The organism is Faecalicatena contorta (assembly GCF_001404335.1).
Lineage (GTDB): Bacteria > Bacillota > Clostridia > Lachnospirales > Lachnospiraceae > Faecalicatena > Faecalicatena contortus_B.
Map to the genome: position 1 here is coordinate 64097 of NZ_CYZU01000024.1, position 15760 is coordinate 79856.

The 15760-nt window shown below is 41.8% G+C and carries 17 protein-coding genes and 7 pseudogenes; 6 read left to right on the forward strand and 18 right to left on the reverse strand.

Annotated features, from left to right (window positions below; all coding sequences use genetic code 11):
• Positions 1-177: 177 nt before the first annotated feature.
• Genes ARB69_RS13275 through ARB69_RS13285 form a run of 3 tightly spaced genes read left to right on the forward strand, consistent with a single transcriptional unit; the run spans position 178 to position 2790 of the window.
• Positions 178-426 carry an acyl carrier protein gene (locus ARB69_RS13275; RefSeq protein ID WP_050641192.1) on the forward strand — a complete coding sequence of 83 codons (249 nt, stop codon included), beginning with the start codon at positions 178-180 and terminating at the stop codon, positions 424-426.
• Positions 419-1897, forward strand: a complete 1479-nt coding sequence (locus ARB69_RS13280; RefSeq protein ID WP_055153579.1) for a class I adenylate-forming enzyme family protein — start codon at positions 419-421, stop codon at positions 1895-1897. Before ARB69_RS13275 ends, ARB69_RS13280 begins: the two co-directional genes overlap by 8 nt.
• On the forward strand, positions 1894-2790 hold the full coding sequence (locus ARB69_RS13285; RefSeq protein WP_055153581.1) for a hypothetical protein: 897 nt from the start codon (positions 1894-1896) through the stop codon (positions 2788-2790). Before ARB69_RS13280 ends, ARB69_RS13285 begins: the two co-directional genes overlap by 4 nt.
• A 348-nt stretch (positions 2791-3138) precedes the next feature.
• On the opposite strand, the gene ARB69_RS13290 is transcribed toward ARB69_RS13285, so the two are convergent.
• The gene (locus ARB69_RS13290; protein WP_070102423.1) at positions 3139-3642 is read right to left on the reverse strand and encodes a MerR family transcriptional regulator; all 504 of its coding nucleotides are present in this window, start codon (positions 3640-3642) and stop codon (positions 3139-3141) included.
• Positions 3643-3790: 148 nt separating this feature from the next.
• Here ARB69_RS13290 and ARB69_RS13295 point away from each other — a divergent pair, with 148 nt between their 5' ends.
• The 3 genes and pseudogenes from ARB69_RS13295 to ARB69_RS13305 all read left to right on the forward strand — a co-directional run bounded on the left by ARB69_RS13295 (position 3791) and on the right by ARB69_RS13305 (position 5916).
• A complete protein-coding gene (locus ARB69_RS13295; protein ID WP_055153583.1) occupies positions 3791-4267 on the forward strand; it encodes a flavodoxin in 477 nt (158 codons plus the stop codon).
• Between the two features lie 28 nt (positions 4268-4295).
• Positions 4296-4970, forward strand: coding sequence for a flavodoxin (locus tag ARB69_RS13300; protein ID WP_055153585.1), 675 nt, complete (start codon positions 4296-4298; stop codon positions 4968-4970).
• A 127-nt stretch (positions 4971-5097) separates the two neighbouring features.
• A pseudogene (locus ARB69_RS13305) lies at positions 5098-5916 on the forward strand (aldo/keto reductase).
• Positions 5917-6912: 996 nt separating this feature from the next.
• On the opposite strand, the pseudogene ARB69_RS28295 reads toward ARB69_RS13305, so the two are convergent.
• The 17 genes and pseudogenes from ARB69_RS28295 to ARB69_RS13395 form a co-directional block, all read right to left on the reverse strand.
• Positions 6913-7075 (reverse strand): annotated as a pseudogene (locus tag ARB69_RS28295) (DUF3795 domain-containing protein); the annotation flags it as partial.
• A 25-nt stretch (positions 7076-7100) separates the two neighbouring features.
• Positions 7101-7478 carry a DUF3795 domain-containing protein gene (locus tag ARB69_RS28300; protein WP_055153613.1) on the reverse strand — a complete coding sequence of 126 codons (378 nt, stop codon included), beginning with the start codon at positions 7476-7478 and terminating at the stop codon, positions 7101-7103.
• 459 nt (positions 7479-7937) lie between these two features.
• Positions 7938-8429, reverse strand: coding sequence for a KilA-N domain-containing protein (locus ARB69_RS13320; RefSeq protein ID WP_242857596.1), 492 nt, complete (start codon positions 8427-8429; stop codon positions 7938-7940).
• Positions 8430-8806: 377 nt separating this feature from the next.
• A pseudogene (locus ARB69_RS28305) lies at positions 8807-9155 on the reverse strand (hypothetical protein); the annotation flags it as partial.
• A 228-nt stretch (positions 9156-9383) separates the two neighbouring features.
• Positions 9384-10022: pseudogene (locus ARB69_RS13335) on the reverse strand (KilA-N domain-containing protein); the annotation flags it as partial.
• A gap of 48 nt (positions 10023-10070) precedes the next feature.
• On the reverse strand, positions 10071-10364 hold the full coding sequence (locus tag ARB69_RS13340; RefSeq protein ID WP_055153589.1) for a hypothetical protein: 294 nt from the start codon (positions 10362-10364) through the stop codon (positions 10071-10073).
• A 102-nt stretch (positions 10365-10466) separates the two neighbouring features.
• Entirely contained in the window at positions 10467-10706 is a 240-nt protein-coding gene (locus tag ARB69_RS28485; protein ID WP_070102425.1) for a hypothetical protein, read from the reverse strand.
• 123 nt (positions 10707-10829) lie between these two features.
• A complete protein-coding gene (locus ARB69_RS13350) occupies positions 10830-11132 on the reverse strand; it encodes a hypothetical protein (protein ID WP_055153591.1) in 303 nt (100 codons plus the stop codon).
• Between the two features lie 188 nt (positions 11133-11320).
• A pseudogene (locus tag ARB69_RS13355) lies at positions 11321-11593 on the reverse strand (conjugal transfer protein); the annotation flags it as partial.
• Positions 11580-11969, reverse strand: coding sequence for a conjugal transfer protein (locus ARB69_RS13360; RefSeq protein WP_055153595.1), 390 nt, complete (start codon positions 11967-11969; stop codon positions 11580-11582). The pseudogene ARB69_RS13355 and the gene ARB69_RS13360, both read right to left, overlap by 14 nt.
• Positions 11970-12112: 143 nt before the next feature.
• A pseudogene (locus ARB69_RS13365) lies at positions 12113-12587 on the reverse strand (antirestriction protein ArdA).
• Positions 12475-12990, reverse strand: a complete 516-nt coding sequence (locus ARB69_RS13370; RefSeq protein ID WP_242857600.1) for an antirestriction protein ArdA — start codon at positions 12988-12990, stop codon at positions 12475-12477. Before ARB69_RS13370 ends, ARB69_RS13365 begins: the two are co-directional and overlap by 113 nt.
• 391 nt (positions 12991-13381) lie before the next feature.
• Positions 13382-13945 carry an SLATT domain-containing protein gene (locus tag ARB69_RS13375; RefSeq protein ID WP_055153597.1) on the reverse strand — a complete coding sequence of 188 codons (564 nt, stop codon included), beginning with the start codon at positions 13943-13945 and terminating at the stop codon, positions 13382-13384.
• Positions 13923-14810, reverse strand: coding sequence for an SMODS domain-containing nucleotidyltransferase (locus tag ARB69_RS13380; RefSeq protein WP_242857597.1), 888 nt, complete (start codon positions 14808-14810; stop codon positions 13923-13925). Before ARB69_RS13380 ends, ARB69_RS13375 begins: the two co-directional genes overlap by 23 nt.
• Positions 14811-14878: 68 nt before the next feature.
• Positions 14879-15100 carry a hypothetical protein gene (locus tag ARB69_RS13385; RefSeq protein WP_055153599.1) on the reverse strand — a complete coding sequence of 74 codons (222 nt, stop codon included), beginning with the start codon at positions 15098-15100 and terminating at the stop codon, positions 14879-14881.
• Positions 15097-15234, reverse strand: a complete 138-nt coding sequence (locus ARB69_RS13390) for a DUF3789 domain-containing protein (RefSeq protein WP_055153601.1) — start codon at positions 15232-15234, stop codon at positions 15097-15099. Before ARB69_RS13390 ends, ARB69_RS13385 begins: the two co-directional genes overlap by 4 nt.
• 3 nt (positions 15235-15237) lie before the next feature.
• A pseudogene (locus tag ARB69_RS13395) lies at positions 15238-15642 on the reverse strand (replication initiation factor domain-containing protein); the annotation flags it as partial.
• Between the last annotated feature and the right edge of the window lie 118 nt (positions 15643-15760).

The window sequence follows — 15760 nt, forward strand, 5'->3', positions numbered from 1 at the left end:
GGAACTCTTGTAACGATTATATTTGGGATAATAGCGGGAGGTACAGCTTCGGCACAATACATTACCGCTTCTATCAGCGGGGGTATATACATCGAGTAGCAAGATAGCATAAGACTCCGGATTTGGCTCCGGTCAATTCGGAGTCTCTTTTGTACAAATATAAAAGGAGCATCCACCATGCCAGTAAGGGAATTTATCATACAACTCATCAAACAAGAAACCGTTATCTCTGTTCCGATTACAGAAACAACCGATCTGTATAAAGATCTGTACTTAGACTCGCTCTCATTTGTCGGCCTGATCATGGATATTGAAGAACAATTCGATATTACGATTGAATTGCCGGAGATGGCTGACTGCCATATTTACGGCCGGCTCATTCGATTAGTGGAAAGAAAGGTTAAGGAGGCGATGCAAAATGATTAGAGATGCATTACAGGCACGCTGGGAATGTGACCTCCCCGCTGTATTAGGTGAAAAGGAAACGATTTCGTATGCAGAACTGGCACGGCGTGCAGCAGCATTACAGGCAGCTCTGTCACACATAGATGGTCCTCCGGCTGCCGCAATCCTTCTTCCTGACGGAAGCGATTTTCTCATTGCTCTGTTCGCTGTCCTTCAAGCCGGATGGACGGCTTTCCCACTGAGCGTACGCCTTACCGCCCCAGAGCTTTCCCATTTACTGAACCGTGTGCCGGTATGTACGATCATTACTTGTAATGCCATGCTCCCTATTTGCAGGGCCGCTGCTGATGCCTATTCGCCTGCACCGGTCATCCTCTGCGCCGATGCTTTACAGCCGGCTCCACAGCAGCAACCGGACATACAAAAAACCGATCCCTGTACTCCCATGCTTTTGCTTGCTTCATCCGGCACCACAGGATATCCGAAACTAGTCCAGCTCTCAGAGAGTAACATCGCATTTAATGCCGCAGCCTATTTAAGGCATATGGGGTATGAGCTATACCGGGATCCGTCGCCCAAGTACGCTCTTGGCACTCCTTATTCAGGAATTTACGGTTTGCTCGTTATCTTTTCTTGTGTTCTGCGCGGTTTCCCGATGCTCGCGATGGCAGAAGGGTTTACACTGGATGCTCTTTTTCGGGCCGCACAGGAACAAGGTATCAGCCATTATGACGGCGGAACTGTTGCTGCCATCCTGCTGGACCGTACTCTCGGCCGCACCATTCCCTATGATATCACTTCTCTGCGGTATTTCGGATTTGGCGGAAGTAAAGCCCCCGACGGCACTTTAAGGCGCTTATCCGACGCCTATCCTAACATAAGGTTCTGGTCAGGTTACGGCATGACCGAAGCCTCTCCCCTTATCGCCCAGCCGTACCGTGAACTTCCTGCAGATAAACTGGATTCCGTGGGCGTACCACTGCCGGGCGTAAAAGTCTGTCTGGAAACAGAGAATAAAAAAACAAATGCACCGAATCAGCCTGGAGAAATCATAGTTCAGGGGCCCAATGTGATGCTCGGTTATTATAATGATGAGAAAGCTACAAAGGAAATTTTAAGAGATGGCTGGCTTCACACAGGAGATATCGGATACTTTGACGCCGACGGGTATCTCTATATCTGCGGGCGAAAGAAAAATATGCTGCTGATACGCGGTTTTAATGTATATCCGGAAGAAATAGAAACATGTCTGCGGGGATGTCCGCTGGTCGAAGACTGTATGGTGTACGGCAGGACTGAATTGCCGGGTACCGATTGTATCTGTGCCGATATAGTTCCTGCAAAAGACGGTATCCCGCTTGAGTCCGTCCAAATCTGGTGTACCGAACATCTTGCAGATTATAAACGCCCGCGCAATATCCGGTTCGTGGATAAACTGAACAAAACAGCAACAGGAAAAGTCAAACGGGACCTGGAGGATACAGCACAGTGAAACTTATCCATTTTCAAGGTCTAAACTGCTATCATGACTGTATGATTACCTTAGCAAACACTTTTGGTCTTAACTATACCGCCGCCTTTTCCGGGCTTTGGGCGGAAGGCCGCCTGCGTTATGCCCCGATCTGCGATGTATTCCTCTCCATGAGGTTAGAAGAAGCACTGGAAGATTGCGGTATGAAATTAGATGCACCCTGGATCACCAAAAAGGAACGGGAAACGGGATGGGCAGACACTCCAGCCGGGGACTATATTATTATCGGCATGGATGCATTCCTCATTCCGTGGAATCCGCTTTGTGAACTCCTTCACGGGCCGCATTATTTTATCGTCCAAAAAGGAATATCAGAGACTCATGACTGTTTTGATCCAACGTACGTTTTAGACGGCCAAAAGCTGACTACACGGGATTTGATTTTAAATACTTACGCCCTTATCACCATAAAAATGATCAACAAAGCCAATTCTTTTATTGCCGATAAACAGGATCCACTCCTAAACCAGTCACAGGAAGTCTTGAAAACACATCCTGAAACATTACGCTATCTACTTAAACAGGCTAAAGTCTGGATGCAGGAGTCCGAAAAATCAGTTTTACTTCCTGCAAAATATGTTGACGCTCTGTTAACGGGGCGTTATTTATACAGATTTTTCTTGAAAGAAAGAAACATGACCGCAAGTAGTGCACCTTTGTTTTTTTCACGGAAATACTATGGACAATGGCTGACAGTCAAAAATGGATTTTATAAAGCGGCACTCAGCAGACAAAGCAGCGCGGCCTTCAATGAATCTTGCCGCCTTCTTACCTGTCTCTTTGAGAAGGAAATTGACATGGCAAGGCAGATCATCTCGCTGGAATCAAAAGATTCGAACCAGACTTTATCTTAAAACCGTGCTCTTTTCCGACTCTATTACCAATAGTATTCTTCATATCGTTCTCCTCTTGCATAGCAGGGGGAGATTTTTATATAACAAAAATATGGATTATCTTTATTCTCTTGCCCTGTCACCAAAGCTTTTCTGATGTATCGGCATCTTCAATTAGTATTTCAATATATTCCTAATTGAGCCTGTTCAGATAAACTCCCTTCCAGTCAACAATTTAACTTCTTAAAAACGCTCCGTCCTTTTTGTAATTCTTTGTTTCTGACATGCAGCTAACCTCCAGTTTAATTCTTTCCTTAAAAATATTTATAATGATATTTTTTACTAAATTAAGTAAGCTGCTTTTCATATTCAGCGGTACATTCCATCTGACGAAGCCATATTTTCAAGCTCACATGACATTACTGCGCCTTCACTATCCGGGATACTCATTTTTTGTTTGGTACTTTTATATTGATCCGGAATCGCATCCACAGTTAAACTGCGTACCTTGCTTTCTGTACCGTCCTGAATAGCTTCCTCGTAATACCAGCATTTAAATTCCAGATAATCAAGTGTCTCCTGGAGATCTGCTATTTGCTTTTTGACAGAGTCTCTCCGGGTGCGGAACAATGTAAGCCGTTCTTGCAGCGAATCGTCTCCACGATCTATCATTTCAGTAAAAGCCTTAATGTCCTTAATGGATAACCCGGATTTTTTCAGGCATTCAACCACCTTCAGCCATTTATCCGTAAACATACGGATGCCCCCGTTTGATCGCTCCACGCAGGGAAGGATCCCCTCGTTATCGTAATAACGCAGCGTAGAAGCAGGAACCCCCATCACTTTTGCCATTTCGCCAACGGTATAAAGCATAAACATCACCTCATAAATTTATAAATATTTTATAATTTTTTCCAAAACCGCCCATTGACTTAAAGTTAACTTTAAGTTGTATATTAAACTTGTAGCTATTATATCGGACAAAACCATAAAAGTCAATTTAATCACGAGGAGGATCATTATGAGCAAATCATTAGTAGCGTACTTCAGCGCAAGCGGAGTAACAAAAAGAGTAGCAGAAAAACTGGCAAAAGAAACAGGAGCAGATTTATTTGAAATTCAGGCAGAAACGCCGTACACAAATGAGGATCTCAACTGGCAAAATAATATGAGCAGAAGCTCCATCGAAATGAATGACCGAAGCTGCCGCCCGGCAATCCGCAGCAAAGTGGAAGATATGGCACAGTATGACGTGATGTTTGTCGGGTTTCCCATTTGGTGGTACAGAGAGCCGTCCATAATCGATACCTTCATGGAAGCCTATGATTTCAGCGGGAAGACCCTGGTTCCTTTTGCAACATCCGGCGGAAGCGGTCTGGGCGATTCCGGCAAAAACATGGCGGCACTTGCACCGAAAGCCAATGTAGCTGACGGCAGACGCTTTGCAGAAAATGTATCCGGCAAAGAGCTAGCAGACTGGTCCGCTAAATGGCTGTAAATATTAGGGAATACTCGGAGGAAATCATATGAAGGCGCGGACAAAAAGTATCGTTATGGCCATGGCGCTATGTTTTATTATGGCTTTAACTGCCTGTGGAAAAAATGAAACCATCTCAAATGAAAGTACAGAAAATACGCCAAACGATTCGGTTCAATCTAAAGAAACAAGTGGGCAGTCTGGCAGACCAGAAGAAAACTCAGGCAAAACAGACAATCAGGATACCGGAAATGACGTGCTTGTTGCGTATTTTTCTGCAACAGGCACAACAAAGGGAGTGGCAGAGAAAATTGCTGCGATTACGAATGCTGATATGTATGAGATAATTCCGGCAGATCCATATACGGACGAAGACCTGGATTACAATGACGATACAAGCCGCACATCCATAGAAATGAATGATCCGGACGCCCGCCCTGAAATCGGCAGTGAAGCGATTTCACTTGAGGAATATACTGTCGTTTATATCGGTTACCCAATCTGGTGGGGGGAGGTTCCCCGCATCATGAGTACATTTGTCGAAAGCTATCATTTTGATGGAATCACTGTAATCCCGTTCTGCACATCCGGTGGAAGCGATATCGGAGAAAGCGTCAATGACTTAGCGGAGCAGGCTGGCAGTGGAAATTGGCTGGCCGGGCAGAGATTCAGCGGAAGTGTATCAGATGAGGAACTGCAGTCCTGGATTGACGGACTGCAGTAATAAAAGATATCTGGAAGAGACATGCAGGCGCAGGATCGTCCTTGCTGACGAATCATTTTCAATTACTTGGAGGTAAAGAAATATGTATAACAAAACAATCAAATTAGCAAATGGCGTGGAAGTCCCAATGCTGGCACTGGGAACATGGCTTATTGATAATGCCGAGGCTGCAAAGGCGGTCAGGGCGGCAGCTGAGCTTGGATACCGCCACGTGGATACCGCACAGGCCTACGGAAATGAGAGGGGAGTCGGTGAAGGAATCCGTACCTGCAAGATCCCGAGAGAACAGCTTTTTGTAACATCCAAAGTGGCCGCAGAGCATAAAACATATGCGGAGGCAGCTGCTTCTATTGATAAGACTTTAGCGGATATGGAACTGAACTATATTGATATGATGATTATTCACTCACCACAGCCCTGGGCAGAGGTGAATCAGTCGGAAAACCGTTATGTCGAAGGGAACAGATTGGCATGGAAGGCTCTTGAGGACGCCTATAAGACCGGGAAGATCCGTGCAATTGGCGTTTCTAACTTTTTGGAGGGTGATATAGAAAGCCTTTGGGAGACCGCGGAAATAAAGCCTATGGTAAATCAGGTGCTCTGCCATATTTCTAATACGCCGATAGACTTAATTGAATTTTGCCGGAAGAAAGGAATTGTGATGGTGGCTTATTCTCCGGTTGCACATGGATAGGCGCTTAAGAATGAGACAATTGCGGAGATGGCAAAAAAATATGGGGTAACTGTTCCGCAGCTTTGCATTAGGTATGATATTCAGCTTGGGATGATCGTGCTTCCTAAAACTGCAAATCCTGAGCATATGAAGATAAATGCGGACTTGGGGTTTGTGATTTCTGGGGAGGATATGGAAGCTTTGAAAAATGTAGAGAAGATTAGGGATTATGGAGAGCATGGGGGATTTCCTGTGTTTGGAGGGAAAATGTGATGGTGTAAAGCATGGGGCTTTGTTTTGATGAAACAGGTAAATTCGTACCTTTTGCTGAGGGATAAGAAGTTGTTCATACGATTTCTTATGATGACAAACCCGGTATCAAGGCACCCAAAACAACCGGCAAGGACAAAGCCCCATCCCTCATACGGAAGAAGGATCAACCATCATGCGTGATTACGAGTATAAACGTTCTGGAAAGGTATCCCTTTTAGCAGCCATCTTGACCTGCTTACCGGTGAAGCAATCCCACTGGTAAGCGAATCTCATAAAAGCAGCGACTTTGTCAGGTTTCTCAAGTTAATAGACAATAGATATCCGGCTGGAGATAAAATTGGAATCATCTTAGACAATCACACTCCGCACGCACTTCTAAAGGAACACAGAAGAATAAGAATACTGCACCAGAGCGCTTTGAGTTTGTCTTTCCTCCAACGCATGGTTCGTAGTTAAATATAGTAGAAGGGTTTTTCAGTAAAATCCCCGTCAAATGCTAATAGGTATCCGCGTTAAAAAATCTCACTGTTTCCCTCAACTGATCACTAAATTCTTCGAGATCTTCAAAACGAATTGCGCCTTCATTCATAAGTGAAATAATGTTATAAATCAGGTTCGACCGGCTCATTTCTGCTCTAACACCAGTTTTCTGCTTATCTTTTTTTATTCGCTCTTCCAGACTCCAAAATTTATCTGATGGATTTGCATCTTCACTTAATAATTCTTTATTCCTTATTGAGCCTGTCTATATAGGCTTCCTGCCATTCCGCTATTTTACTTCTAAAAAGCTTCCAGTCTTTTTCAGTAAATCCTCTTTCCTGCAAAATATCGTTCCTCCCATTTACTTTATCATATTCGCATTACAAAATACTTTTTTCTAAGCTTTCAGAAATTCCGACATCTCGATTCTTGGTTGATTTTGAAGTTTACAGCCATTGTTCAAAATTTCCGTATCACTAATTTTCTGTCTTACTGTCACGCATCAGAGTAGTTGCTAAAACTGATCTTACCGTGCTGGATACTGCACTTGGCTATTTTGCAGGACTGGTCCCCCTCTCCGCCTCCGCAACCCGTACAATAGCCGTCAAACTTCATAGGACATAGCCCGAAATTCAGGCCACAGAGGGAAACCAAGGTTGTCTCTTACAAAATCTTTCAATTCCCATCCCCCCTTTCCTCCAAAATCAAGTACGGCTGCCTGTTCTGATAAATTCAATCAGCTTCTCCACATCCTCAAAATCATCATAATCTCCGCTTATCCCTTCACGATGATAAATAACTCCCGCCTTCTCGTTTGCCTCCAGGCAGTCTAAAAGCTGCTTCTCTCCATACCTTTTCGAAAATAAGTTAAACGCATATGGCTTTATTTTGGTTAATAATCCTTTTTGGCAGTCTTCATCACACGCATAGCAATGCCTAATTCCCTTTTCCAATGAACATTTTCTGTTCTCACACCAGTCTTTACCCGGACAATCCCCGGAATTACAGCCTGCACAGTTTGTATTTTCCGAACATAAACAGCAGGCAAGCCCGCATCGCGCAATCCCCAATTCTCTTTTCATCTTTCGCTCTTCCCCCTTGTGCTCTTTTAAATTCTTCATCTGCATAGCGTGATCCGCTTCATTTTCTTCCTTCGTTTTGGTCGGGTCTTCACGGTCATAGCGACTACATGGCAATTCCTCACATTGACTGCAGTGCCCATATTTTCTTTGATTGATACAGCATTCATAAATGTCACAGCAGCTTTCTCCTGTGTATTCCAGCCAGAACACCTTACCCTTTATCTCTCTGCACCCCCGGCAATCCGCCGGGTAATACTCACAATCCGAACATACGGTACCGCAACAACTCATCTTCTTTTCCATGGGTATTTTCTCCTAATCACATTATCTACTGGCACTCACTGCATTCTGCATCATGAATGGAAATAATTCCTTCATATTCCGGGCAGGTATAGTTCTCTTTTCGCTGTGCCAAAAATGCAGCTATTCCCTGTTCTTTTACCATTTTGCCATTTCCCATCAAGCTGGCATGGTAGGGGGTATTATAACTTTTTTCAAATTCCAATTCAGAGACAATCGGCTATTCTCATCTGTCTTTAATCTTCTGCAGTCCTTCATAATATATAAATGAACTTCTGGAGGAATCCAAGCTGCAAAGGACATCGCAATATCACTATGGGCATACGTTCCACCATATTGTCCTGCTTTTGAAACAATGCCGATGGCATTCATCTGTGTAGTCCACTTTGTCGGTGTCATAACAAAACGATTTAACCCCGCCTCATTTTTAACCGCCTCGAATTGCACACGGTTAAAATCTGGATTATGCAATTTTTCCCAAACGCCTAAAAATTCTATTATGTTACGATCGCACATCCAGTTATGAATCATAAATCTTGGGTCATCTTCATTTCTATACTTTGCAATATCGGTTAAAGAAATAAATTCACTTTCAAAATTTGTTGTATAGATGCCAATATCAATGCCTTTAGCATGAATAGTCTCTTTCACAATTTTCGCCTTATACGCTCTCCTATTCTCTCATCATAGGCTCATGCAAAATGTCTCTTAAAACGCTTATCTTCTGCTTAAGCTACAAATCATTTTCTAAGCATTTCCCCCCTCGTCTTCCCACGTTTCTCGATATGCTTAAATATGAAATTTGATGCATCTCGGATATACATACAAATAGCCTCTGCACACTCCTTTATACAATCCCAATATTTTTTCATCGCATGCAAAGTCTAATAAATAGTCAAGAAGATGTGACAATTCATCTTCTGGTACTTTTCTACTACATACATCCTCGACCAATGGCAAATAAACTTCATCGGCTTTTTGATTCAACTGAACTATCTGCTCTGCAATCTGACATATTTTTGAATCCATCAAATCACCTCAAAATATTTAAGAGCTTCCTTTATCGCTTCTACTTTTTCTATCGGCGGACATTTCCTCGGCTGTTTCAAGTCCTCTACCGCATTAGGGGCATCATACATTATCAATCCAAAAGACCTCTTTATCTCTGCGATATACGCAGTATGTAATTTAAATCCGTATTTTTTTCTCAACATATTCCTGTATCATTTTATACGTAACTTTCGGTTTTGGCTGATATTCCTTTGCCCGTTCTGCTATTGCTTCCAATGGCACTGCACCCTCACCTTCTCCAAATTCCACTTTCACATTGATGACACTATCTGGTGATTTGTGGGACAAGAGTACAATACTTTCAACAGTATTACCTCTTTCCCACAAAATCTTACTTATTTCCTGTTCGAATTAGTTTCCATTTTTTTAGAAGGAAATCTATAATTGTCTAATACTCCAACACCTTATACCAATAGTTTTTATCTTAAATAAGTATATCAAATAATAATTTCTTCAGCTTTCCAATTATATTGATTGCAGATATATAAATACACTCTTTCCAAAGCAACCTTGACATCTTTAATATCTTTTTCCCGGATTTTCATCTTTCCATTGTTTCGCTGTTTTTCCAAACAGGACTACATTTAACATATCCGCTTCATTAGCATAGGTATACGCTACTTGTGCTGGTGTCAATTCCGGTGGAATCAAATTATCCTTAATCGCATCCGTATGTATCCTGTAATTCAACTTTGAAATCTCTCTATTCAAATTCCAGTTTAAAGATAATCGGCTATTCTCGTCTGTCTTTAATCTCCTGTAATCTTTCATAATATACAATTGAAATTCGGGAGAAATCCAAGTTGCAAAAGACATAGCAATATCACTATGAGCATATGTTCCGCCATAACGTCCTGCTTTTGAAACAATACCAATTGCATCTGTAGCATCAATCCACTTCTTTGGCGACATTGTAAATGCATTTGCTCCTGCCTGCTTTCTAACCCCCTCGAATTCGAGGGGGTTAAAATCTGGATTATGAAGTCTTTCCCATAATCCCAAAAATTCTATCACATCGCGCTTTCTCATCCAGTTTTGAATAACTGCTGTTGGATCATCACTTTTATATCGTGCAATATCTGTTAATGAAATAAATTCATTTTCAAAATCCTGCGTATAAATTCCGATATCTATCCCATTGGCATGAATCGTTTCTTTAATTACCTTTCCCATTGTACCTCCCGCAACTATATCCAGTATTTTCTTATTGTTACTGACATCTTACTTAAAATCTTTTACTTCTTTACTTTCATCTTCCCACATTTCCCAATATGCTTCAATGTAAAATTTGATACATCTAGGATATACATATAAATATCTCCTGCACACCATTTTATACAATTCCAGTATTCTCTCATCACAAGCAAAATCCTGTAAATAATCAAGCAAATGTGACAATTCATCTTCTGACACAATTCTACTAAACACATCTTCAACCAATGGCAAATAAATCTCATAAGCTTCCTGATGTAATTGGGCTATCTGCTCTGCAATCTGATAAATCTTTTCATCCATTAGATTACCTCAAAGTATTTAAGTGCATCCGTTATTGCTTCTATCTTTTCTTTCGGCAGATGCTTCCTTGGCTTTTTCAATTACTCTACTGCATTAGTAGCATCATACATTGTCAGCCCCAATGACATCTTTACCTCCGCATTCACCAAATTCCACTTTCACATTTATAGTGCTGTCTGGTGATTTGTGGGACAAAAGTACTATGGTTTCAACGTGTGTTTCTTTTACCCGTAAAGCCTGAATCACATCTTCCTCTATCGAAAACGAGTACACAATACTCTTTACCGCATGACCCTGTACCCTCTGTTCTTCCGGCATATACAGCTTGATTTCTTTTATCATGTACTAAATCAGCTCACACTTGTCTCTGTCATTCATTTTATCATAGATTTCATCAAAGGACAGCAGAATCTTGTAAATCATGTCCACATTTAGAGATTCTTGATCCGCAATGATAATTCGCCTTTAACACCTTTCTACGCTATCTTCAACAGCATAAATCTGATTGTATATTTTGTCCAACTGTCTATTATATTCATCTCGTTTTCTCTCTGCATATTTATCGTCCGGTAAGCTGTCAATGTCATGCTCCAGATTCGTCCGGCTTCTTGCAAGTCGATTCAGTTCCTTTTCATAAGCTGATATTTCTTTCTGAATCTCCGTCACATCCACAGCAACACCTATTTTTGCTTTGATGTCACGGGTAAACTTCGGATTGCGTAAAAGTTTCTTCGTATACTCCAATACTTCCTTTTCCAACCGCTCCATTGATATTCCATTCCTCCGGCACTGGCTTGTCCCTTTTGCCCGTTTATAATGACTGCACACTTAGGTAAATGTCTCTCGAAAAGTTCCGTCCTTGTTCGTCCACTGGTTACAGTCAACATTCATAGCCGAACCACATTGAGGACAACGGGCAATTCCAGACAGTAAATGCGCTCTGTCCTGACTGATATTATCTTTGCACAAGCCACCTCACGGAGCCGGCCTGTGACCTCTTTTTTGGAGCGTGCCTGTGTCTGCCGGATACTGGACTCGGCACTGATCTGCAAGGCGTGTATCTTCCCGTCACGGTTCTGTGCGATTAGCTGCCGGAAGTTGTCATGCACCATGTACTTTTCCTCCGGCGACAGGAATGAATAATTGTAAGGTATCAGTTCATAGTAGGCAAAGCACTCCCCGTCATGGTTGAACACCAGATTGTTTTCGGTATATTTAATGGGGAACATACACATCACTCCTAACTGCCGTTATGGTGGTATTCCATGTTTCCATTTTCAGCTTCACCGCTTTTCCGGCGTAGGTCACTTTCGGGCGCAGCAGGTAGCTGATACTGGATTTTAGGAAACCATAAGGCTTCTTTCCGTCAAAGGTTTTCTGGCTCATGAACCACGTCACTGCCACGGGGATACCAAAGTATTTGAGGAACGCCCCGTCAATCATGTTTAGGGGCGGCAGTTCTGCAAACACAATCACCGCAAAGAGGGATACCACGAACCATGCCATCTGTGCAAATGTGATGGGGAACGGGAGCTGAAAGTCGTTGATAGCGTAAATGACCTTTTCCACGCTCCAAATGCTGGTATAGCTTCTTATTTTCTTCAATGTTTTGTACCATTCCTTTCTCTTAAAATGGAAACAGCAGCCTGCATTTCACAGACTGCTGCATAAAACAGATGATTTACCACCTGTTGTCATATATAAAATTAGTTGCCAGAAACACACGTTTGTGCAGGTCTGCCAGCTTGTTAATACGGGCACTCAAAGACTCCGTATCTGGTTTCTATGAAGCACCCATAGAAGTCAATGTCACGGGCAAAGGCTTCATAGTCTATGTAGTTTCTCAATCGGTCGGGTATCTCGCCCAGAACGCCGCACTCATCAATTAAGTGGTAGGCAACGTCTACCATGTTGTCGCAAGGGTACTGGATAATGTCGTCCCTGTGGTCGTAGAGTTCCTCCACGCTACAAAAGGTCGTCAATCACCTCATTCAGCGGATAGTCCAGTTCCTCCACCATTTCGCACAGGCGGTTGACTTCCTCAATGGGCGTGTAGTCGTCGATTTCAAAGGGCAGCTCATAGTCATGGATAGCGTATTCTTCGTATCGGTCATTTAAGCCGATTCGTTCTGCCATCTCGTCGTAGTCCACGGGCGGCGTGAACCAGTCGCCCACAAGCTCGCCCTCGTTGTACTTGCCAAGGTTGGCAATGTAGACACGCATTTCCTCCAAAGGCAACCACCGCCTTACCGATAGCGGAACACGCCGCTGGTCGTAAAGAGGTATTCGTCGCTTTGTTCCAGTTCATGACCGTAGGAATGAAGTCTATGTGCTTAATAAGTTCCGGCGGCAGCTCCCCGAAACGGTGTTCTTCCATGACGAGGTATTCTGCCAGAGAAGCGGAGTCCGGCACATAATAGTGGCATATCTCGTCCTTATGGCCGAAAAATTCGCTGATGTTGTGAAACCACTTTGCCTGTATCTCGCTTAATTCATAGCCAAGGGGCGTGCCCTCGATTTCCTGCACCATGCGGCACAGGGCGTTGATTTCCCAAAGCAGCATATCTGGCTTGAGGGAAAAAGGCAGCTCGTAGTCCTCGATTTCAAAATCTTCCTCTTTTTCCACGCCTAATTTTTCCTTGATTTTCTCAAAGGTCAAAGGGCAGGGAAATCATGCGCCAGCGTAACCGTCCTCGTCTTCATGATAAGGCTTTGTGGTGTTAAGGATATATAATCACATATCATACATAGTGATAAATCACGTCCTTTCAATTCTGATAGTATTCCCACCAAGACCGGATAATCTACATCAAATACAAAGTGGGGAAATTCTTCTAATTGGTTCAGCGGATAGGCAGCAAGCGGTAGTTTTTTGATTTCCTGCCAGATTTCACTCTTGTGGTAAAGCTATGCGAAAATTCCAACACAGATGACACGGCTTCTTATATCCTTGAAAATATTTTTGTTCATAATAGATTCCCACTCATAAAAATGAGCAAGAAAAAAGCAGTAAACCTTTAAGGCTTGCTGCTTCTTAAATGAGAAGGTAATATTTGATTGAGTTCTTCATTTGTAAAGAACTGTTCCTCTTCTTCTTTTAATGCTTTTTGAGCTTTTGTATAACTTTTATAATCAGTTTTAGGTGTGGATTTATAGATTTCATAGGTTTCTTGTAACAATGCATCTCTTTTTGCAATGATTTCTTCATCTTTTAAAAGATTAAAATCGGTCATTAGCGAAATATATTTTTCTCTAATGAACCATAACTCATCCGATGCAAAGAGATGCTGCTTTATTTCATTTTCAATATTAAAATTTTTGAAAAAAAGATTAAATGCAAGCAAAAGCGTGGAAAAGAAACCAGCAATGATAGTCAACATGTTTTCATCGGTAATAATTGCTCCTAAAAACCCCCCTGTTGAAAGCGCTGAGAAGATGATTTGACTATACTTTATTCTTTTTAAATATCTTTCCAAGGAATTGACATTTTTCAAATGACTAGTATAAGTATAAACCACTTTACCATAAGCCTCTTTTAGTTGAACAAAAAGACTTTCTCTATAATGGGAATTTTGTTCCATAAATTTCCCTCCATTTACTATGCCATGTATATGAATAGTCCTTATTTGCAGCACTTATAGCAGCTATAGATAAATCATAAGCATTTTTAGCTTCACTTTTAAAAGAATATTTTTTGGTTACATGCTGTTTATTATCCCCAAATTTAATCCAATATTCTTTATCGGCATTGTCATACAGATACTTAAAAAAATCCCTTGATAACCAATCAAAATATGAATAAGACTTATCTGCATATTCATAAGATTGCATAAAACGGTATGCAATGGTATCTATTAAAATCCCACTCATCAGAACTGACATATTACTATTCCAAGCTCTAGCCATTCTACACAATTTTTTAAGATTATTGTTAGATATGGAATTTCTTCCACTGAAAACAGCCATTTCTTCTTTGGGTTTCATATATTTCCAACTTCCACCATTATGAGTATCAGGATATATATATGTATCCTCATTGAGTATAAAAGCAGGAACAATTTCGAATTTTATCCCATTAGAAAAGTCAATTACAACAACTTGCCCATCCCCGCCAACATTTGACGAAGAATAGGTTTTCTGCAGTGATGTTTTTACTGCCTGTAATAAAGCAGTCTGACCATTTCCACTATAGGCGTTATATTTTGTGTATTCAGACCACGGTAACTCTACTACAATATCAATGTCACTTGTATAAATAGCAGTTCCTCTACCATAAGATCCTACATAAAAACTGTGATTGGTTTCTGATTCTGTTGACCAAAAATCTTTATTTATTCTTTTGGTTATAGCGTGATATCGAGTTTGAATATCTTTTACAGTAGAACTATTCATTCGAAGATTTTTGCAAAATTCAGTAAAGTCTTGACTAACCGAAATATCAGACATATTATCCCTCCTAGTTGGTATAGTATAGAGATATTATACCAACTATTTTCATAATCTACAATTAAAGATTATGCACCAATAATCTTGTTGAACAGGTTTAAGAGTACGTCTTTTACGCCAGCGGCATTAAATACCAGACCGACAGCGATTAAGGCAATCACCAGAAAGCCAATCAGTTTACTAAACTCACGTTTAAATCCCAAGTAAATGTCAATCACAACGATTGCCATAAGCACAAGGCTCTGTGCATTACTCAAAAACCAGTTGTAAAGGTTCTGTCCAAAGTTCATTTTTCATTACTCCTTTCCATTTCTTCTAAGTGGGTGTCCGCTTCTTTCCCGACTTGCAGGATACACATAAGTACCACGCCCATTCCCATACCTGCCGATACCAGCAGCAGGTCAAACAATATGTTGTGCCACATTTCTTATTCCTCCTTGACAGTCATTTCCTCCACGGTGACTGAGAGCTGCCGCAAGACCTTTTCCAATCGGTCGGAGAGCTTCGCATGTTTCACCATGTCCTTAATCACCGTCGTGTTGTTCTGTTTATCCAGCTTTTCCGCTACCTGCAAGGTAGGGGCGACCTGCCTTGCCAACCAGTTTAAAGTACGCTGGAAATTGTACGGTTCGGGTTCGGTCGTCAGTTTCAGCCGCCCACGCCCCTCACCGAGAAACCACGCCCAACGCTGATTTGTCTGCCATTCGCTTCTCCGCTTTGTTTCATCCTTATCGGCAAACCGTACATAGCGGTTGATAATGGAAAATGCAGTGCGTTCAGCGCCATAGTAGGTCAGCAGGTCACGCACCGCATAGTAGGATCGCTCGTTCTTTGTTACTATTCACAGTCGATTAGGGCATGACAAATAGAGCGGGTGTCATTTCCGCTTGATTTTTCATATTTGAATCGACTTTCAAAGAGGAGGTGATGAGGAAAAAACTTCTTCAACT